The 19,308-nt window shown below is 62.8% G+C and carries 23 protein-coding genes; 12 read left to right on the plus strand and 11 right to left on the minus strand.

The genetic code is table 11. The annotated features are described in order from the left end of the window. On the minus strand, window positions 1-927 hold a 927-nt coding region (locus EN943_RS22495), incomplete at its 3' end, for a LacI family DNA-binding transcriptional regulator (protein ID WP_127414690.1). Window positions 928-1,096: 169 nt separating this feature from the next. On the opposite strand from EN943_RS22495, the gene EN943_RS22500 reads away from it, so the two are divergent. The 3 genes from EN943_RS22500 to EN943_RS22510 all read left to right on the plus strand — a co-directional run bounded on the left by EN943_RS22500 (window position 1,097) and on the right by EN943_RS22510 (window position 3,834). Continuing rightward, window positions 1,097-2,188: a fatty acid desaturase family protein gene (locus tag EN943_RS22500; protein ID WP_127414691.1), complete on the plus strand. Its 1,092-nt coding sequence runs from the start codon at window positions 1,097-1,099 to the stop codon at window positions 2,186-2,188. Window positions 2,189-2,284: 96 nt separating this feature from the next. Beyond that, window positions 2,285-2,599: a MocE family 2Fe-2S type ferredoxin gene (locus EN943_RS22505; protein ID WP_127414692.1), complete on the plus strand. Its 315-nt coding sequence runs from the start codon at window positions 2,285-2,287 to the stop codon at window positions 2,597-2,599. Between the two features lie 5 nt (window positions 2,600-2,604). Then, a complete protein-coding gene (locus tag EN943_RS22510; RefSeq protein WP_127414693.1) occupies window positions 2,605-3,834 on the plus strand; it encodes an FAD-dependent oxidoreductase in 1,230 nt (409 codons plus the stop codon). 549 nt (window positions 3,835-4,383) lie between these two features. Here the strand turns inward: EN943_RS22510 and EN943_RS22515 are convergent. The 6 genes from EN943_RS22515 to hslV all read right to left on the minus strand — a co-directional run bounded on the left by EN943_RS22515 (window position 4,384) and on the right by hslV (window position 9,755). Beyond that, on the minus strand, window positions 4,384-5,343 hold the full coding sequence (locus tag EN943_RS22515) for a DUF1402 family protein (protein WP_127414694.1): 960 nt from the start codon (window positions 5,341-5,343) through the stop codon (window positions 4,384-4,386). Window positions 5,344-5,571: 228 nt separating this feature from the next. Then, the gene (hslU, locus tag EN943_RS22520; RefSeq protein ID WP_127414695.1) at window positions 5,572-6,885 is read right to left on the minus strand and encodes an ATP-dependent protease ATPase subunit HslU; all 1,314 of its coding nucleotides are present in this window, start codon (window positions 6,883-6,885) and stop codon (window positions 5,572-5,574) included. A 4-nt stretch (window positions 6,886-6,889) separates the two neighbouring features. Next, complete coding sequence (locus EN943_RS22525; RefSeq protein ID WP_245475931.1) at window positions 6,890-7,435, minus strand: DUF2585 domain-containing protein; 546 nt, start codon at window positions 7,433-7,435, stop codon at window positions 6,890-6,892. A 106-nt stretch (window positions 7,436-7,541) separates the two neighbouring features. Continuing rightward, on the minus strand, window positions 7,542-8,702 hold the full coding sequence (locus EN943_RS22530; RefSeq protein WP_164778320.1) for a hypothetical protein: 1,161 nt from the start codon (window positions 8,700-8,702) through the stop codon (window positions 7,542-7,544). After that, window positions 8,699-9,214 carry a GNAT family N-acetyltransferase gene (locus EN943_RS22535; RefSeq protein ID WP_127414697.1) on the minus strand — a complete coding sequence of 172 codons (516 nt, stop codon included), beginning with the start codon at window positions 9,212-9,214 and terminating at the stop codon, window positions 8,699-8,701. Before EN943_RS22535 ends, EN943_RS22530 begins: the two co-directional genes overlap by 4 nt. Further along, on the minus strand, window positions 9,204-9,755 hold the full coding sequence (gene hslV / locus EN943_RS22540) for an ATP-dependent protease subunit HslV (RefSeq protein ID WP_127414698.1): 552 nt from the start codon (window positions 9,753-9,755) through the stop codon (window positions 9,204-9,206). The genes EN943_RS22535 and hslV overlap by 11 nt, the downstream gene beginning before the upstream one ends. Window positions 9,756-9,998: 243 nt before the next feature. Here hslV and hisB point away from each other — a divergent pair, with 243 nt between their 5' ends. From hisB to coaA, 9 genes are read left to right on the plus strand one after another with little or no spacing between them, the layout of a single operon-like run. Further along, complete coding sequence (gene hisB, locus EN943_RS22545; protein ID WP_127414699.1) at window positions 9,999-10,598, plus strand: imidazoleglycerol-phosphate dehydratase HisB; 600 nt, start codon at window positions 9,999-10,001, stop codon at window positions 10,596-10,598. 4 nt (window positions 10,599-10,602) lie between these two features. After that, a complete protein-coding gene (locus tag EN943_RS22550) occupies window positions 10,603-11,079 on the plus strand; it encodes a DUF2628 domain-containing protein (RefSeq protein WP_027039976.1) in 477 nt (158 codons plus the stop codon). 1 nt (window position 11,080) lies between these two features. Continuing rightward, window positions 11,081-11,731: an imidazole glycerol phosphate synthase subunit HisH gene (gene hisH / locus EN943_RS22555; RefSeq protein WP_127414700.1), complete on the plus strand. Its 651-nt coding sequence runs from the start codon at window positions 11,081-11,083 to the stop codon at window positions 11,729-11,731. 5 nt (window positions 11,732-11,736) lie between these two features. After that, window positions 11,737-12,027 carry a DUF1330 domain-containing protein gene (locus EN943_RS22560; RefSeq protein ID WP_127414701.1) on the plus strand — a complete coding sequence of 97 codons (291 nt, stop codon included), beginning with the start codon at window positions 11,737-11,739 and terminating at the stop codon, window positions 12,025-12,027. Window positions 12,028-12,031: 4 nt separating this feature from the next. Continuing rightward, a complete protein-coding gene (gene hisA / locus EN943_RS22565) occupies window positions 12,032-12,775 on the plus strand; it encodes a 1-(5-phosphoribosyl)-5-[(5-phosphoribosylamino)methylideneamino]imidazole-4-carboxamide isomerase (protein ID WP_127414702.1) in 744 nt (247 codons plus the stop codon). Beyond that, window positions 12,772-13,608 (plus strand): arginase family protein, encoded by an 837-nt coding sequence (locus EN943_RS22570; RefSeq protein WP_127414703.1) that lies wholly within the window; start codon window positions 12,772-12,774, stop codon window positions 13,606-13,608. The genes hisA and EN943_RS22570 overlap by 4 nt, the downstream gene beginning before the upstream one ends. Beyond that, a complete protein-coding gene (gene hisF, locus EN943_RS22575; protein WP_164778322.1) occupies window positions 13,605-14,399 on the plus strand; it encodes an imidazole glycerol phosphate synthase subunit HisF in 795 nt (264 codons plus the stop codon). The genes EN943_RS22570 and hisF overlap by 4 nt, the downstream gene beginning before the upstream one ends. 34 nt (window positions 14,400-14,433) lie before the next feature. Beyond that, a complete protein-coding gene (locus EN943_RS22580; protein ID WP_127414705.1) occupies window positions 14,434-14,757 on the plus strand; it encodes a phosphoribosyl-ATP diphosphatase in 324 nt (107 codons plus the stop codon). Window positions 14,758-14,780: 23 nt separating this feature from the next. Continuing rightward, window positions 14,781-15,740, plus strand: coding sequence for a type I pantothenate kinase (gene coaA, locus EN943_RS22585; RefSeq protein WP_127414706.1), 960 nt, complete (start codon window positions 14,781-14,783; stop codon window positions 15,738-15,740). On the opposite strand, the gene EN943_RS22590 is transcribed toward coaA, so the two are convergent. From EN943_RS22590 to EN943_RS22605, 4 genes are all read right to left on the minus strand, one after another. Beyond that, entirely contained in the window at window positions 15,727-16,356 is a 630-nt protein-coding gene (locus tag EN943_RS22590; RefSeq protein WP_127414707.1) for an alpha-ketoglutarate-dependent dioxygenase AlkB, read from the minus strand. The genes coaA and EN943_RS22590 overlap by 14 nt on opposite strands. A 104-nt stretch (window positions 16,357-16,460) precedes the next feature. Continuing rightward, window positions 16,461-16,934, minus strand: a complete 474-nt coding sequence (lysM, locus tag EN943_RS22595; protein WP_127259450.1) for a peptidoglycan-binding protein LysM — start codon at window positions 16,932-16,934, stop codon at window positions 16,461-16,463. Between the two features lie 90 nt (window positions 16,935-17,024). Further along, the gene (arfB, locus tag EN943_RS22600; RefSeq protein ID WP_127414708.1) at window positions 17,025-17,462 is read right to left on the minus strand and encodes an alternative ribosome rescue aminoacyl-tRNA hydrolase ArfB; all 438 of its coding nucleotides are present in this window, start codon (window positions 17,460-17,462) and stop codon (window positions 17,025-17,027) included. A gap of 84 nt (window positions 17,463-17,546) precedes the next feature. Then, a complete protein-coding gene (locus tag EN943_RS22605; protein ID WP_127414709.1) occupies window positions 17,547-19,157 on the minus strand; it encodes a phosphoenolpyruvate carboxykinase in 1,611 nt (536 codons plus the stop codon). Window positions 19,158-19,308: the final 151 nt, after the last annotated feature.

Consider the following 19,308-nt stretch of genomic DNA (forward strand, 5'->3'; position numbering starts at 1 on the left):
GCATAAAGCGGCAAGCGGGGTCGAGATCACCATGGTGAGGATGTTGTCGGCGAGTGCCGCGCGCGACTCTGCGTTGATCTCGTTGCAGACGACCACCGGCATTGTCGCGGGCTTCGCTGCCCGCAGCGCCGAGACCGCGCCTTCCATGCCACCGCCGGCGACGTAGCAGCCGGCAAGATCCGGATAGCGCGCCAGAAGATCGATCATCGCGTCATGGGTCACCTGGTTGGCTTCCAGATTGACCAGCGTTTCAAGCACGCTGAACTCCGGCGCATGCTCGCGGAAGAAGGAGCGAAAGCCGATCTCGCGCAACTCATGGCCGTGGAAGCGGTGGCTGCCGACGAAGAGGGCGACCTTGCCGGGCCGCTTGGCTGCCTTGGAGATCATCCATGCGGCGGTGCGCCCGACCTTGCGGTTGTCGAGGCCGATATAGCCCTCCCGGATGCCGGCGGCAAAGTCAGACAGCACCGAAAAGACCGGCTGCCCTCTCGCCTTCAAGGTTTCCACGACCGCTGTCAGGGTCGGATGGTCCGGACCGACAACGGCGATGGCCCTCGATTTCGCCGCCAGCCTGCGCATCTGCGAGGCGATCTCGTCGGGAGCCAGGGAACTGGCGAAATCGATGCTCGCAACGCCGCGGAAGCGTTGCGATTGCGAGATGGCCAGTTCGAGTTCCCGCGCGAAGTCACCGTAGAAGGCATCATTGCCCCGCAGCAGCAGGAAGCCCAGCCGGTACTCCGGCAATTCCTGGCGCATGCGCTGCTTGATAAGGCCGGCGGCGTGATAGCCGATATCGGTAGCGGTCTCGTAGACGCGGCGCGCTGTCTCTTCGCGCACCGGCAGCCGGTTGTTCAGCACGCGGTCGACGGTGGCGACACTGACGCCCGAGATGCGCGCCAGATCTGATATTGTCGGCCGCTTCACCATGCTTGCCTCGTCGGGTTTGCTTGAGCCTTCGTACATCATCCTGATGGGAAATGATAGAAACTATCTTTGTGATGTTGAGTCTATCATCGGTCGGCGCTACTTTGACGCTCGAAGCCAAAGGATTTCATGGCATTCGCTCTGGCGGATGCCTTTGCCGAGGGAGGCAATCATGTCCACTGCGCCGTCCCGGCGTGACTACAGCCTGATCGGCCGCGACGCCAAGCTCGCGGTCGAGACCGGCCTGTCGGCCGCCGAGTGGTATCACACCGAGGTACCGCGCAAGCAGATGAAGGAGCTGATGCAGCGCTCCGACGGGCCGGCGATCCGCGATACGGCAATCTGGTTCGCCGCCCTGATCGTCAGCGGTGCCGGCGGCGCCTGGTTCTGGGGCACATGGTGGTGCGTGCCGTTCTTCTTCGTCTATGGCGTCCTCTATGGCTCCTCGACGGATTCGCGTTGGCACGAATGCGGCCACGGCACCGCCTTCCGGACGCAGTGGATGAACGATGCGGTCTATCAGATCGCCTGCTTCATGATCATGCGCAATCCGGTGACCTGGCGCTGGAGCCACACGCGCCACCACACCGACACCGTCATCGTCGGCCGCGATCCGGAAATCTCGGTCATGCGGCCGCCTGATCTGGTTCGCGCCATGCTGGGCTTCGTTGGCGTGCTCGACGCCTGGCATGCGATATCAGACACGCTGCGCAACGCCGCCGGCACCATCAGCGCCGCCGAAAAGACCTTCATTCCCGAACAGGAACAGCCCAAGGCGATCCGCGTCGCCCGCATCTGGACGGCGATCTATGCCGCCACCGTCGGGTTGGCGCTCTACACCGGTTCGTTCCTGCCGCTGATGCTGGTCGGCCTGCCCAGGCTCTACGGCGCCTGGCATCATGTCATGGTCGGGCTGCTGCAGCATGGCGGCCTGGCCGACAATGTCACCGACCACAGGCTGAACAGCCGCACCGTCTACATGAACCCGATCAGCCGGTTCATCTACTGGAACATGAACTACCATGTCGAGCATCACATGTTCCCGATGGTGCCCTACCATGCGCTGCCGAGACTGCACGAACTGATCAAGCACGATCTGCCGGAACCGACACCGTCGATCCTGGCCGGCTACCGCGAGATGATCCCGGTCTTCCTGCGCCAGCTGCGCAACGAGGACTATTTCCTCAAGCGCGAGCTGCCGCCGACCGCACGGCCATATCGCGAAGAATTCCACAACGACACTGTCGCCGCCGCGGCGGAATGATCGTGCTTCCATCCGATCTAGACTGTTTATTTTAACGCAATTCCGGACGGAAAACCGCTGCGCACTTTTCCTGGATTTGCTTTGAGGAGGACTTGAATGAGCTGCTGGGTCGAGGCCTGCGCCACCGACGACATAGACGAGGAGGATGTGATGCGCTTCGACCATGGCGGCCGCACCTTCGCCATCTATCGCAGCCCCGACGACGAGTTCTTCGCCACCGACGGCCTGTGCACGCATGAAAAGGTGCACCTGGCCGACGGGCTGGTGATGGATGACATCATCGAATGCCCCAAGCACAATGGTCGCTTCAACTACAAGACGGGTGATGCCCGCGGCGCCCCGGTCTGCGTCAATCTCAAGACCTATCCGGTCAAGGTCGATGCCGGCAAAGTCCTGATCCAGATCGGATAACTGACATGGCGGGGGGGATGCTCATCATCGGCGCCGGCGAATGCGGCGGGCGGGGGGCATTGGCGCTGCGCGACCTCGATTATCAGGGGCCGGTGACGCTGGTCGGCGACGAGCCGCATCTGCCCTACGAGCGCCCGCCTCTGTCCAAGGAGGCGATGGCCAGCAATACGCCCGAGATCAAGGCGATCACCAGCGACGCAATTCTGGCCGAGAAATCGATCCTGCATATCCATTCCGTCCAGGCCGTGGCGATCGATCGCGCGGCGCATGCGGTGCGCCTGTCGGACGGATCGGTCCTGCCCTACGACAAGCTCCTGCTGGCAACCGGTTCGACGCCGCGCAAGCTGCCGATGCCGGGGTTGGGGCCGCGCTGCGTCTATCTCCGCACCTTTGCCGATGCGCTCGCCATTCGCGCGCATCTCACCCCCGGCAACCGCATCGCCATCATCGGCGGCGGTTTCATCGGCCTCGAACTCGCCGCCTCGGCCCGCAAACTTGGTGCCACGGTCACCGTCATCGAGGCGCAGCCGCGCATCCTGATGCGCGGCGTGCCGGCGGAGATCGCCGAAATCATCCATGATGCGCATGTCGCCGAGGGCGTGAAGATCCTGTGCGGCGATGGCATTGCGTCCATCGCCGACGATGGCAACGAGGTGCGGATCACGCTTGCCGGCGGACAAGAGATATCAGCCGATCTGGCGGTCATCGGCATCGGCGCCGTGCCGGTGACCGGGCTTGCGGGCGAAGCCGGCCTGACGATCGACAACGGCATCGCTGTCGATGCAGAGCTGCGCAGCAGCGATCCCGACATCTTTGCCGCCGGCGATTGCTGCTCGTTTCCGCTCGCCGTCTATGGCGGCCGCCGCGTACGGCTGGAAGCCTGGCGCAACGCACAGGAACAGGGCGCGCTGGCGGCGAGGAACATGCTCGGTGCCGGCGAGGCGCATGCGGCGGTGCCGTGGTTCTGGTCGGATCAATATGGTCTGTCCCTGCAGATCGCCGGGCTGTCCGACGAAGGCAGCAGCACCGTGCGCCGCGACCTCGACGACGGCGCTTTCATCCTCTTCCATTTGGCGCAAGACGGCAGGCTGGTGGCGGCCAGCGGCATCGGCCCCGGCAATACGGTTGCCCGCGACATCAGGCTTGCCGAAATGCTGATCGGCAAGCGCGCGAAGCCGGCGCCGGAAGCGCTGGGCTCGCAGGATGTGAAGTTGAAATCGTTGTTGGCGGCGTGAGTCTTTGTGCGACCTTATAGAGGTCGGCGCTGCCCCTCATCTGGCTGCCGCCATCTTCTCCCCGTGAACGGTGCACACATTTCCAAGCAACTGGCCTTTGGCGATGGGGTGCATGGCAACTTGTCTTATGCGGCGCTGGTCGACCCCCACTCCGTCTCGGCTTCGCCGAGCCACCTCTCCCCCGATCGACGGGGTAGAGGAAAGGCGCCAAGCTTTTGCCGTCAACGCTCGTCCAGCAACGCTCCTTTCCTTTCCCTCCGGAGGGGGGAAAGGTGGCGCTGCGAAGCAGCGACGGATTGGGGGAACCACGTGGCAATCAGGCCTCGGGCCGATCAGTCACGCCAGTCACAGAAGATATGTGCATCCCGTAGCCGTGAACGGGGAGAAGGACGCTTTCGCCCGGGGATTTCGCCAATCATCAACGTTGCGAGAAGAGCGCTGTCGTTGATGCCAGCCTCTTTCTCCCCGTTCACGGGGAGAAATGCCCGGCAGGGCAATGAGGGGCGGCGCAAACGCCGAAAGTTCTAGCCCGCAGCTGAATGCAGCACCCTAAAACAGCGCCTTCAGCTCCGGCAATTTGTCATTCACCAGCCAGCCATAGTAATTCTCTTCCGGCAGCTTTTCCGGCTCGCCGGCGGCGCGGCGCCTGTCGTTCTCCGCCTTCAAGGCATAGGCGCGCTGCTCTGGATTGCCGACATTGTAGAGCGTGGCGGTCAGCCCGGGATTGCCCGAAATGTCGAAGCCGGCAATGCTTTTATAGGCATCGATCGATTTCCTGATCGTCGCGGCGACGTAGGGCAGCGTCAGGTCGGGATCCATGATGGTCTTGTAGACCGAGTTGGGATCGCCGACGTCGAGCTTCGGCAGGCCCGAAACCTTGTGCACGAGATCGCTCATCTGCAGGGCGGTCAGCGGATTGAGCTGACCGAGGCCGAAGGTCTGCCCGGCATAATAGGGCTGGAAGAAGGTGGCGCCGAAGCGGTCGTCGGGAAAGCTGGTTCCACCGACGGACTTGCCGCGAAACGAACGGTTCCACACCTGCTCGCGGCATTCCCACAGATCGTAGCTGTCCGACATCCCGGCGCATTTCTTGAATTCCGGCCGCTGCACGAAATCGGTGATGTCCTCGCCGTCATAGGCGAAGGAAAGCTTGCTGGAGAGATAGGAGATCGCCTTGACGTAGTAGGTCTGCAGCCGGTCATAGGCATCGACATTGTAGGTGTGCTCGCCGACGATGGCGCCGACGATGTGCAAGGGATCGATGCCGTAGGTGGCTGCTGCCTTCTTGATCTTGCCGCGCAGATCGGCGTCGTTCTGCAGCAGGGCGTAGACCTTGCGGTACTTCGCCTGGAAGCTGGTGTTGGTCGCTTGCGTGCGCCGGCTGGAGGCACCGGGAATGTCGGGCTGCACGGCATTGCGATTTCCCGGCGGCACCAATGTCGCTGCCTCGGCGGCGAACAGCGTCGCCGCCAGCGTCAAGCCGAGAATGACCAGGATTAGTTTTTTCATGCACCCGCCGCCCAAGCAATTCCAGGAAAAGTGTGAAACGGTTTTCCGGAATTGCGTCAAACCAAGAGATCGAGAATTGCCGGGCAAACTAGGTAAAGCTCTTGGTCGAGTCGAGAGCACCCCTTCACCCGGCAAGACGAAAGGTGGCCAGATGGTACCATCTGGCCACACATGATTCTTTTCAGAAATTGTCGCCTGAAACCGGCGCCGTACGGGTCCGGCGGTCGTTTAAAGGATGAATCGCGACAAATCAGTGTTCCTGGAGAGGTCGCCGACATGCTTTTCGACATAGGCGGCGTCGATGGTGACTGATGTGCCGTTGCGATCCGGCGCGTCGTAGGAGATTTCGTCCAGCACCCGCTCCATCACCGTCTGCAGCCGCCTTGCGCCGATATTCTCGACGCTGGCATTGAGGTCGACGGCGATGCCGGCCAGCGAATCGATGGCGTCGTCGGTGAAGGTCAGGTCGACGCCTTCGGTCTTCATCAGCGCGATATACTGTTTGATCAGGCTCGCCTCGGTCTCGGTCAGGATGCGGACGAAATCGTCCTTCTCCAGCGCTCGCAGCTCGACGCGGATCGGCAGGCGGCCCTGCAATTCCGGCAACAGGTCTGACGGCTTCGAGACGTGGAAGGCGCCGGAGGCGATGAACAGGATGTGGTCGGTCTTCAGCGGTCCGTATTTGGTCGCCACCGTGGTGCCCTCGATCAGCGGCAGCAGGTCGCGCTGCACGCCTTCGCGGGAAACGCCGGCGCCCATGCCGCCTTCGCGCGACGCGATCTTGTCGATCTCGTCGAGGAAGACGATGCCGTCATTTTCCGTCGCATCGAGCGCCCGGCGCACCACTTCGTCCTGGTCGAGCAGCTTGTCGGACTCGTCATTGACCAGCAGGTCGTAGGATTCCTTCACCGTCGTCTTGCGCATCTTGGTTTTCTTGCCGCCCATCGCCTTCGACAGCATGTCGTTGATGTTCAGCACGCCGATATTGGCGCCCGGCATGCCGGGGATCTCGAAACCGGGCATGCCGCCAGCGCCGGTATCGGCGACCTCGACCTCGATCTCTTTGTCGTCGAGCTCGCCGTCGCGCAGCTTCTTGCGGAAACTATCGCGGGTGGCCGGGCTCGCCGTCTTGCCGACCAGCGCTTCCAGCACGCGTTCCTCGGCGTTGATATGGGCGCGCGCCTTGACGTCCTCGCGCATCTTCTCGCGCACCAGGCCGATGGCGATCTCGACCAGATCGCGGATGATCTGTTCGACGTCGCGGCCGACATAGCCGACTTCGGTGAACTTGGTCGCCTCGACCTTGACAAAAGGCGCACCGGCGAGCCGCGCCAGGCGGCGCGAGATTTCCGTCTTGCCGACGCCCGTCGGTCCGATCATCAGGATGTTCTTCGGCATCACCTCTTCGCGCATCTGGCCTTCCAGCTGCTGGCGGCGCCAGCGGTTGCGCAAGGCGATGGCCACGGCGCGCTTGGCGTCCTTCTGACCGATGATGAAGCGGTCGAGTTCCGAAACGATTTCGCGGGGAGAAAATGTGCTCATATCACTAAATTCCACTTTGCCACTGCTTGATGGCCTCGAACGGATGCAGCAGCATGATCACGTTGAGTGTCAGATTGTCCCGGATGAGATAGCCGGTACCGAGTTCGAAGAGGATGGCGAGGCTGACGATCACCCATATAGGTAGCCTTCGCGCCATCACAAATCCCAGCACCATGGCCAGTGTGTCGGACACCGAATTGATGATGCTGTCGCCGTAATAGTCGAGCGAGATGGTGCCGGCGCGGTAGCGCTCGATGATGAACGGGCTGTTCTCAAGCAGCTCCCAGCCGCCTTCGATGAAGACGGCGAACGCCAGCCTCAGTCCGATCGGCGAACGCGGGAACAGGAATCTGGCCAGCGCATAGAACAGGAAGCCGTGGATGATGTGCGAGAACGTGTACCAGTCCGAAATGTGCTGGGAATTCTCCGAACTGTTCACCACGCCATGCCAGAGCTTGACGTAGCCGCAGGTGCAGATCGGCGTTCGCCCCATGCCGTAGAGCGCCCCGGCCTGGAAGATGATCAGGGCGAGGACGAGCAGAAGCCCCATCCGCCAGCTGTCTTCATAGGCCGAATAACTGTTCTCCGTGGCCGGTGTCGTCATCGGTTCATTCCCCCTCGTTTCGCGTCGCCGTGTCGATCATCACAAAACCTTGTCACGCCTTCAGCGGCGGTAGACGGCGGATCACGGCAGCTGGCAGGGTGGGTTTGACCACAATCCTCCGGATACGCTGCCAGCCAGCCCCGAACAGAATAATCAGCGCGCCAACAACGACCAGGATCAAGGCAAAAGGCGGGATACCCGTCGAATCGGAGGCGGAATTCACCAGATAATAGATGCCCAGCGAGCCGAAGTAAGCCAATGTCGGAACCAGAAGCGAACGGCGGTCTATGGCAAGCGCGACATAGAGGAAGCCAAGGATCAGTATAGTCAGCATGATGGTTGCATTGGCATCCGGCGCGATATGTCCGAATACGACGTTCTGGCCGGTTGCCATGATAAAGAGCGGATGCACCAGCATGGGCGCCGAGACGACATGCAGCCAGAAAGCGCAATCGGACCAGATCTTGCGCCGATCCCTGTCGTAAATGTCAAAAGCTACACCCGTTGCGAACACGATCAGGCCGCAGATCAGCGGCATGTAAAGTGCCGCGCGGAGCAATTCGGGAACATCCTCGAGACGCGGCGGCGCAATCGCGCCCGTTGTCACGCTGTCATACAGGATTATCGCCGTTTGCAGGAAGGCAAGCAGTGTGAAGGCGATGGCGATAGCCCCGGCAATGATGGGGACGCGAAAGCGCCAGAAATAGATCGCCGCCGCAATTATTCCTCCGCCCAGGAACAGATATCCGGCCCGGGACGCCGTCTGGCGCAACGCCAATAGCTGCCAGATAGTCTCCGGCTTGCGTATGCCGAAGCTGGCCTCCATTTGTAGCGCCAGAGCGGCCAGAATGGCGGCCATGAAAATCAGGGCAAGCACGGACGACGATAATTTCATCCGGTGCTGACGCGTGACAATTTCGGCGAGCCCCCAGGCGAAAACCGCGAGGATGCCGGCGATCCAGAATGTCTGGCCTGGAAGCAAGGTGGTGAGGACAAAGAAGAAGCCGGCGCTGAGCAGAACGGTTCCCACGGTGACGAACAGATCGTTGCCGCCGCCGACCAGCCGCAGGTTTTCCTCGTCACCCTCGTCATCGGCGCGCCTGGGCTCGGGGGCGAGAGCGACCGCGCGTTCCATGGCCTCCAACTGATCGCGCAGGGTCTGCGAGATCAAACCTTTCGCGACTGCGTTGTCGAGGGTTTCGGCGCTGATCAATTGGGCTCCTGCGTCGCGTCGCGCGCCATCATCAAGGCCGGCCCGTACTCCGAAATTCTGGTGTCAAAAGCAACAAAGCCGGCCTTTTCGTAGGCACGGATCGCCCTGGCATTGGCGGGATCCGGATCGATGATGACGCGCGGCACGCCTTCCTCGAAAAGCCGGTCGACGAACTGGCGCACGATCGCCGAGCCATGGCCACGCCCGACCAGCTCCGGCACGCCGATCGACACGTCGATGCCGAGCGTGCCGAACGGTTGATCGGCATAGGGATGGTCGTCTTCCAGATGCGGGTCGTAGCTCTGCAGATAGGCGATCGGCTTGCCGTCGAGCTCGACGATCAGCGGCTCGACCGAAATAGAGTCGATATGTTCGCTAATCCCGGCGATTTCCGTCTCCGGATCGTCCCACCACTCTGCAACATGCGGCTCGGCGAGCCAGCCGGCGATCATCGGCAGGTCTTTTTCCGTCACCGGCCGAAAATCGTAGAGCGTAGCTTGCTCAGGCGGCATCGAGCGTTTCGATGACGAAATTGTTGTTGGTGTAGACGCAGATGTCGGATGCGATCTGCATCGCCTTGCGGGCGATCTCCTCGGCATCCTTGTCGCTGTCCATCAGCGCGCGCGCCGCCGCCAGCGCGTAATTGCCGCCCGAACCGATGGCCATGACGCCAAATTCGGGCTCGAGCACGTCGCCGTTGCCCGTCAGTGCCAGCGAGACCGACTTGTCGGCAACCAGCATCATCGCTTCCAGCCGGCGCAGATAGCGGTCGGTGCGCCAGTCCTTGGCGAGCTCGACGCAGGCGCGCGTCAACTGGTCGGGATATTGTTCGAGCTTGGCCTCGAGCCGCTCCAAAAGCGTGAAGGCGTCGGCGGTGGCGCCGGCGAAACCGGCAATCACGTTGCCGCCCTTGCCGATGCGGCGCACCTTCTTGGCGTTGCCCTTCATGATGGTCTGGCCAAGGCTGACCTGGCCGTCGCCGGCGATCACCACCTTGTTGCCCTTGCGCACCGTCACGATGGTCGTGGCGTGCATGGTCAGTTCATTGGACATTTCTTGGGCTCCGAGCAGCGCCATCCCGATAAGGCGATTGGCGCGGTACGAGTAACTTTGATCGGCCATATGTATGCATGGGGCCGGTGATTGCAAATCGCTCTCTGGCAAGGCCGATACCGCTGTCAGAGGCAACTGGCAATCGCCGGATCATGCTGCTAGAAGGCTTTCGTTTTCAAGCCTGCGAGCGCTTGAAGCCTCTGAGCCGGTCACGATGTGAACCTCTGGGACAAGGATAGAGTGATGCCGCCCCGTTCCGCCGAAGCAAGCCGCAAGACCAAGGAAACCGACATCTCCGTGTCGGTCCATGTCGACGGCTCCGGCAAGTCGGATATCGCCACGGGGGTCGGCTTCTTCGACCATATGCTGGACCAGCTGTCGCGCCATTCCCTGATCGACATGACGGTCAGGGCCAAGGGCGACCTGCATATCGACGATCACCACACGGTCGAGGACACCGGCATCGCGCTCGGCCAGGCGCTGGCCAAGGCACTGGGCGAGCGGCGCGGTATCATGCGTTATGCCTCGATCGACCTTGCCATGGACGAGACGCTGACGCGCGCCGCGATCGACGTGTCCGGCCGTCCCTTCCTGGTCTGGAACGTTTCCTTCTCGTCGCCGAAGATCGGCACCTTCGACACCGAGCTGGTGCGCGAATTCTTCCAGGCGCTGGCGCAGAATGCCGGCATCACGCTGCATGTCACCAATCACTATGGCGCCAACAACCACCACATCGCCGAGACCTGCTTCAAGGCGGTGGCGCGCGCGCTGCGCGCTGCTCTCGAACGCGATCCGCGCCAGCCGGATGCGGTTCCCTCCACCAAGGGATCGTTGAAGGGATAAGGCGATGGCCACCTATGTCGTGATGGAACCGCCAGGCCGCAGCGAGAAGGCCGATGCCACGGCCTTTGTCCGCGATGGCTTCACCTGGCTGGGCCTCCTGGTGCCGCCGCTATGGTTCGCCTGGCATCGGCTGTGGATCGAGGCAGCGCTTGCCTTCGTCGTCATGGGCCTGCTTTCGATGCTGGGCCAGAAGCTCGGCCTTGGTTTGGCCGGGTCGCTGCTGTCGTTGTTGGTTTCGCTCTATGTCGGGCTGGAAGGGCAAGGTCTGCGCATCGCGGCACTTCGCCGGCGCGGTTGGCACGAGTGGGGCGCGGTCGAAGCCGGGTGGCTCGACGATGCCGACACACGCTATGCGCTGGAGGCGGAAGCGCTTGCCGATGAGGTTGTGCCGGCGCCGCGCATGGTCCCCGATGCTGCCCTCGCGCGCCCAGCGCAGCCGGGCATGGCGCTGGGACTGACCCACATTCCGGGAAGAAGCTGACATGCGGGTTGCGATCATCGACTACGGCTCGGGCAATTTGCGCTCGGCCACCAAGGCTTTCGAGCGCGCCGCGCGCGAAGCCGGCATATCGGCCGATATCGACCTGACCGCAGATGCCGAGCGGGTGCGCACGGCCGATCGCATCGTCCTGCCCGGCGTCGGCGCCTATGCCGACTGCGCGGCCGGCCTGCAGGCCGTCGAAGGCATGTGGGAAGCGGTCGAGGACGTCGCTGTTCGTAAAGGCCGGCCGTTCCTCGGCATCTGCGTCGGCATGCAGCTGATGTCGCAGCGCGGCCTCGAAAAGACAATTACCGAGGGCTTCGGCTGGATATCGGGCGACGTCAAGGAGATCATGCCTTCCGATCCGGCGCTGAAGATCCCGCAGATCGGCTGGAACACGATCGAACTCAAGCGCCAGCATCCACTGTTTGCCGGCATTCCCACCGGGACCAACGGGCTGCACGCCTATTTCGTGCACTCCTACCACCTCGATGCGCGCAAGCCGGACGAAGTGCTGGCGGTCGCCGATTATGGCGGCCCGGTGACGGCGGCCGTCGCCCGTGACAATCTCGTCGGCACGCAATTCCACCCGGAAAAGAGCCAGGCGCTGGGCCTCGCCCTGATCACCAATTTCCTGCGCTGGAGGCCCTGAAACCCATGAGCAAGAAGGGCTATTGGATGGCGATGATCGATGTCCGCGATCCGGAGGTTTACAAGCAGTACATCGAGGCGAATGCCGTGGCCTTTGCGAAATTCGGTGCGAAATTCCCCGTGCGCGCCGGTCGCTATGAGAATCCCGAAGGACCAACCGGCAATCGCCATGTCCTGGTGGAGTTCGAATCCTACGACAAGGCGGTGGAATGCTATTATTCGCCGGAGTATCAGCATGCCTCGAAATTCCGGCTTGCCGCCTCATCAGGCCATTTCGTCATCGTTGAAGGCGCCTGAACGGATGATCCTTTTCCCCGCCATCGACCTCAAGGACGGCCAGTGCGTGCGCCTGAAGCACGGCGACATGGCCACCGCGACCATCTACAACGATGATCCTGCCGCGCAGGCGCGGGCCTTCGAGCAACAGGGCTTCGAATGGCTGCATGTCGTCGACCTTAACGGCGCCTTCCAGGGCCAGAGCGTCAACAGTGCTGCGGTCGGCGCCATCCTCAAGGCGACGAAGAACCCGGTGCAGCTCGGCGGCGGCATCCGCACGCTGGCGCAGATCGAGGATTGGCTCGATCGCGGGCTGGCCCGTGTCATCCTCGGCACGGTGGCGGTGCGCGATCCCGACCTGGTCAAGCAGGCCTGCAAGGCGTTTCCGGGCAAGGTCGCCGTCGGCATCGACGCCAAGGGCGGCAAGGTCGCCGTCGAGGGCTGGGCTGAGGCGTCGAGCCTCGGCGTCATCGAACTGGCGAGGAAGTTCGAGGGCGCCGGCGTCGCCGCCATCATCTACACGGATATCGACCGCGACGGCGTTTTGACCGGCATCAACTGGGACGCCACCATCGACCTCGCCGATGCCGTGTCGATCCCGGTCATCGCGTCCGGCGGCCTCGCCTCGATCGCCGACATCGTGCGCATGACCATGCCCGATGCGCAAAAGCTCGAAGGGGCGATCTCCGGGCGCGCGCTCTATGATGGGCGCATCGATCCGGCCGAGGCCCTGGCGATCCTGCAGGGCAGGGCGGAGACGCGGCCGTGAAAATCTCCATCATCCTGGCCTCCTATGACAGCGGCCATTACCATGGCGGCATGGGCCAGGGTCCGGACGCGCTGATATCAGGCGGGCTCGTCGACGCCCTGACCATGGCCGGCCATGACGTTACGGTGGAAGACATCGGCAGGGTCGGAGACACTCAGGAGCGCGAAATCGCCACCGGCTTTGCCGTCTGCAACGCGGTTGCGACCGAGGTTCGCCTTGCTCGTGACGCCGGTCGGTTTCCCATCGTCCTTGCGGGAAATTGCCTGACATCAGCCGGTGCGGTCGCCGGCGAGGACGCCGATGCGATCATCTGGGCCGACCAGCATGGCGACCTCAACACGCCCGAGACATCCACATATGGCTTTCTCGATGGCATGGCGCTGGCGACAGTACTTGGCCTGTGCTGGCGGCCGATGGCATCAGCCATTCCCGGTTTCAAGCCGATCGATCCGTCGCGCTGCGTGCTTGTCAACGCGCGCGATCTCGATCCGGACGAGAAGCGGCTGCTGGAGACATTGCCGATCGAGCGGACGGAATGCTCCGGGGTGGCCCAGGCGACCGAAAGACTGAAGATCGCCGGCGCCAAACGCGTGCACATGCACCTCGACATGGACGTGCATGATCCCCGGGAGTTGCAGGCCAACCGCTATATCGCTTCGGGCGGTCCGAGCCCGGAGCAGTTGCGCGACGCCACTTGCGCCATGGCGCTTGCGGTGCCGGTCGTCGGCATCACCGTCTCCGCCTACGATCCGGCTTTCGATGCCCAAGCCGATGTTCCGCCGCTGGTCGGCCAGTTGCTGAACGATCTCATCGCCACGATAGAGGGCCGCTGATGCTGAAAGCCCGTGTCATCCCCTGCCTCGACGTCAAGAACGGCCGTGTCGTCAAGGGCGTCAACTTCGTCGATCTCGTCGACGCCGGCGATCCGGTCGAGGCGGCCAAGGCCTATGACGCGGCCGGCGCCGACGAGCTTTGCTTTCTCGACATCACGGCTTCGTCGGACAATCGCGAGACCATCTTCGACGTCATCGCCCGCACCGCCGAACAATGCTTCATGCCGCTGACCGTCGGCGGCGGCGTGCGCCAGGTCGCCGACATCAGGAAGCTGCTGCTGGCCGGCGCGGACAAGGTGTCGATCAACACGGCGGCGGTGAAGAACCCGGATTTCGTTGCCGAGGCCGCCGACAAGTTCGGCAACCAGTGCATCGTCGTCGCCATCGACGCCAAGAAAGTGTCCGCCACCGGTGAGGCCGACCGCTGGGAAATCTTCACCCATGGCGGGCGCGAAAAGACCGGCATCAATGCGGTCGAGTTCGCGCGGAAAATGGTCGATCGCGGCGCCGGCGAGATACTGCTGACCTCGATGGATCGTGACGGCACCAAGGCCGGCTACGACATCGCGCTGACCCGCGCGATATCAGACGCCGTGCGCGCGCCGGTCATCGCTTCCGGCGGCGTTGGCACGCTCGACCACATGGTCGAAGGCATTCGTGACGGCCATGCCGGCGCGGTGCTGGCGGCGTCCATCTTCCATTTCGGCACCTACACGATAGCGCAGGCCAAGGCGCATATGGCCGCCGCGGGGCTGCCGATGCGGCTGGACTCCCTCGGCAATCGGTCCTAGAGGCTTTCCGGCTAAGAAAAGGGCCTTAGGCGCCATGGCTGAGTTTTCGCTGTCTGATCTTGAAGAAACCATCAGGGAACGCGCCCATTCCGGCGACCCGGACTCGTGGACGGCAAAACTGTTCGCGCGCGGCATCGACAAGGCGGCGCAGAAGCTCGGCGAGGAGGCGGTCGAGACGGTGATTGCCACCGTCAAGGGCGACAAACAGGCCATCGTTTCGGAAAGTGCCGATCTTATATATCATTGGCTCGTCGTTCTCGGCCTCTCCGGGGTTCCGCTGAGCGACGTGCTTAGGGAACTCGAAGGCCGCACCGGGCGTTCGGGCATCGCCGAGAAGGCGTCACGGCCCAAGGGCTGACCGCGAGGAGGGCAGGTATCTCGATGGATCAGCTCGCGCCGACCGAGAAGTATTCCCCCTTTCGCTTTTTCTCCGCCGAGCAATGGTCGCAGTTCCGCGCCGATACCCCACTGACGCTGAGCGCGGACGAATTCCGCCGCCTGCGCTCGCTCAACGATCCGGTCGATCTCGAAGAGGTCAAGCGCATCTATCTGTCGCTGTCGCGGCTTTTGTCGGCTCATGTCGAAGCGAGCCAGCTGCTGTTTCGGCAACGCCAGGCCTTCTTCAACGCGGTCGACGTGGTCAAGACGCCCTTCATCATCGGCATTGCCGGTTCCGTCGCGGTCGGCAAATCGACCACCGCACGCGTGCTGAAGGAGCTTTTGGCGCGCTGGCCGTCGAGCCCCAAGGTCGATCTTATCACCACCGACGGTTTTTTGCTGCCCAACGAGGTCCTGCGGCGCGAGAACCTGATGGAGCGCAAGGGTTTTCCAGACAGTTACGACGTCGGCGCGCTGCTGCGCTTCCTGTCGGGCATCAAGTCGGCGCTGCCCGATGTCCGCGCGCCGGTCTATTCACACCTCACCTATGACGTCATTCCCGGCGAGTTCGTCACCATCGACCGGCCCGACATATTGATCTTCGAAGGCATCAATGTCCTGCAGCCCGGCAAGCTGCCGCAGGACGGCAAGATCGTGCCTTTCCTGTCGGACTTCTTCGACTTCGCCATCTACATCGATGCCGACGAGAAGCTGATCCACAACTGGTACATTTCCCGCTTCATGCGGCTGCGTGAGACCGCCTTCCGCAATCCGGACTCCTTCTTTCACCGCTACTCGCAGCTGTCGGAGGGTTCGGCGCGCGCCATCGCCGAAGGCCTGTGGACCAACATCAATTTGAAGAATCTGCGCGAGAACATCCTGCCGACGCGGGCCCGCGCCGACTTGATCCTGCGCAAGGGCGCCGATCACCTGATCGAGGAAGTGGCGCTCAGGAAGCTGTGACGGCCGGCTTCTTCACCCGTCGCAACGTCAGATTGATCCGCCCACCGTTTTTCAGCAGTGCCGAGGTCGAGGGATAGATCCGATCGACGCCGTGAAAGCACAGCCGCCCCTCGCCGCCGAGCACCACGACGTCACCGCTTTGCAGCCTGAACGACTTGGTGGCGCCATCACGCGTGGTCTGGCCAACCCGGAACAGGCAGTCGTCACCGAGCGAGACGGAGACGACCGGCGCCGAAAAGTCGGCCTCGTCGCGGTCCTGATGCAGGCCCATCTTCGCATCCGCCGTGTAGAAATTGATCAGGCACGCTTCCGGCGGGTGCGGATAGCCCGATACCTCGCGCCATAGGTCGAGCAGCGCATCCGGAATTGGCGGCCAAGGCGCCCCGGTTAGCGGATGCGCCGGCTGGTAACGATAGCCGTGCTCCTTGTCGGTGACCCAGCCCAGCGGCCCGCAATTGGTCATGCGCACGCTCATCTCCTTGCCGGTGCGCGGCATGGCCGGCACGAACAGCGGCGCCTGCTGCACGATCCGTCTCACCTCGTCGACCAGCTCTTCCTGCACGGTGCGTGACAGGTAGGCCGGCATGTGGCGGACGCCTTTGGGCAGAACGAGCACGGATTCGATTACCTCTTGGATGGTTCGGAACCGTAAAATGTCACGATCAAATGAAAACGGCGACCCGAAAGCCGCCGCTCTTGTCGAATTGGCAGTAGCCTCGATCAGGCGAGGTCGGGGATGCGCAGCACCTGGCCCGGATAGATCTTGTCGGGATGGGTCAGCATCGGCTTGTTGGCCTCGAATATGACCGTGTTCTTGACGCCTTGGCCCTTGCCGTAGCTTTTCTCGGCGATCTTCCAGAGATTGTCGCCCTTCTTCACGGTGTAAAAGGTGGGCTCCTTGGCGGGGGCGGCGGCCGTGCCAGGTGCTGGCGCGACCTGCAATTCGTCCGCCTGCACCTTGGAGACGCCGAGCGTGTTGCCGACGGCGATGACCGCCTTCTCGAAGATCGACTGGTCCTTGACCACACCCTTCAGCACCGCCGTGTCGCCCTTGACGACGACCTCGACGCCATCGGTGCCGAGTTTGTGCGAATCGAGCTCCTTCTTGAGCGTGTCGGCCGTGGGTGCGGCTTCGTCGTCGCCGCCGATGCCCAGTTTCTTGCCGACGCTCTTGACGAAATCGAACATGCCCATCGTTGGTCTCCATTGCTGTGGTGGGTGATCGCAGCTTGCCATCTGCAACCCAGAATTGGAAGCCACCCGCGCGTTGCAGCTTCGCGGTGCTTAATCGTTCTCCACTCGGCCGCGCAGTTTCTTGATCGTGCCGCGTCCGGCCTTGCTCTTCAGCCGCCGCTCCACGGCACCCTTTGACGGCCGTGTCTTCTTGCGCGGCGGCGGCGGCGGTTCGGCGGCCTTGGCGACCAATGCCGTCAGCCGTGCCCGCGCATCCGCCCGGTTCTGTTCCTGGGTGCGGAAGCGGCCCGCTTCGATGACGATGACACCGTCCTTGGTGGCACGCTGGCCGGCAAGCTTGATCGTCCGTTCGCGCACGCGCTCCGACAGACCAGTTGCGTTGGCCGCGTCGAAGCGTAGCTGCACCGCCGTCGCCACCTTGTTGACGTTCTGGCCGCCAGGACCCGACGAGCGGATGAAATCCTCGTGCAGGTCGCCCGAATGGATCACCGCATCGCCTGATATGAAGATATTGTCGTCGCCGGCCATGCCGCAGTCATGGCGCGGCGGATCGAAAAAGAAAAGGCCCGATCGAACCGGGCCTTTCAACGAAAGCTGAACCCTGTGGCGCCATTACTCCGCCGCTTCCTGCATGCGCGGCGCCGCGCCCAGCACCACGGCGTCGACATGGCTTTCGAATTTCTCGAAATTGACGGCGAACATGCCGACCAGCCGTGCCGCCTGCCGGTCATAGCCGGCCTTGTCGGCCCAGGTGGAGCGCGGGTCGAGAATGGCGCTGTCGACGCCTCGAACCGCCACCGGCACCTCGAAACCGAAATGAGGGTCGGTGCGGAACTCGGCCGTCTTCAGCGAGCCGTCGAGTGCGGCGGCAAGCAAGGCGCGCGTCGCCTTGATCGGCATGCGCTTGCCGGTGCCGTAGGCGCCGCCGGTCCAGCCGGTGTTGACCAGCCAGCAATCGGCGCCGTGGCGGGCAATCAGCTCGCGCAGCAAATTGCCGTATTCCGATGGATGGCGCGGCATGAACGGTGCGCCGAAACAGGTCGAAAACGTCGCTTCGGGCTCGGTCACGCCCTTTTCGGTTCCGGCCACCTTGGCGGTGTAGCCGGAGAGGAAATGATACATCGCCTGCGCCGGGGTCAGCCGCGCGATCGGCGGCATCACGCCGAACGCATCGGCGGTCAGCATGATGATGTTCTTCGGATGGTTGGCGCGGCCGGTCTTGCTGGCGTTGGGGATGAAATCCAGCGGGTAGGCGCAGCGTGTGTTTTCGGTCAGCCTTCCGTCGTTGAAATCCGGCACGCCATCAGCGTCGATCACGACATTTTCCAGCACCGTGCCGAAGCGCTGCGTGGTGGCGAAGATTTCCGGCTCGGCTTCCGCCGACAGCTTGATCGTCTTGGCGTAGCAGCCGCCTTCGAAATTGAAGATGCCGTGGGGTCCCCAGCCATGCTCGTCGTCGCCGATCAGCGTGCGCGAGGGATCGGCCGAGAGTGTCGTCTTGCCGGTGCCGGACAGGCCGAAGAAGATGGCGGCGTCGCCGGCCGTACCCTCGTTGGCCGAGCAATGCATCGGCATCACGCCTTTCGCCGGCAGCAGATAGTTGAGCATGGTGAACACCGACTTCTTCATCTCGCCGGCATAGGAGGTGCCGCCGATCAGCACGATCTTGCGCGTGAGATCCACGGCGATCACCGTTTCGGTGCGGCTGCCGTGGCGGGCGGGATCGGCGCGGAAGGACGGCAGGTCGATGATCGTCATGTCAGGCACGAAATGCTCGAGCTCGGCGGCATCGGGACGAATGAGCAGATTGCGGATGAACAGCGAGTGCCAGGCAAATTCGGTGATCACTCTGGTCGGCAGTTTCAGTCCCGCATCGGCGCCGCCGACCAGATCCTGGACGTATAGATCCTTGTCCGCGGCATGCGCCTGGAAATCGGCGAGCAGTGTGTCGAACTGGGCCGGCGAGATCGCCTTGTTGTTGTCCCACCAGACATGTGGTTCGGTGTCGCTGTTGCGGACGACGAACTTGTCCTTGGGCGAGCGGCCGGTGTGCTGTCCGGTCTCGGCGACCAGCGCGCCATGGGCGGTCAAGCGGGCCTCGCCGCGCCGGATCGATTCCTCATAAAGGGCTGCCGCACCGAAATTATAGCGCACAACGCCGGTGGTTTTCAGGCCGACATGATCGATCGCGCAGGCGGAATTGCGTTTGCCAACTTCCGACATCGAGTGTCCCTCTTGGATTTGCCGCATCTTTGCCGGCACGTTTCCGGCACGCCCGCTACGCGGGCTGAGATGGTCAGAACCAGAAAAGCCAAATGATATCAAATCATTAATCGATTTAAATATTTTGAAAGTTGTTTAAATCGTTTATATG

This window comes from Mesorhizobium sp. M7A.F.Ca.US.006.01.1.1 (assembly GCF_003997935.1).
Classification (GTDB): Bacteria; Pseudomonadota; Alphaproteobacteria; order Rhizobiales; family Rhizobiaceae; genus Mesorhizobium.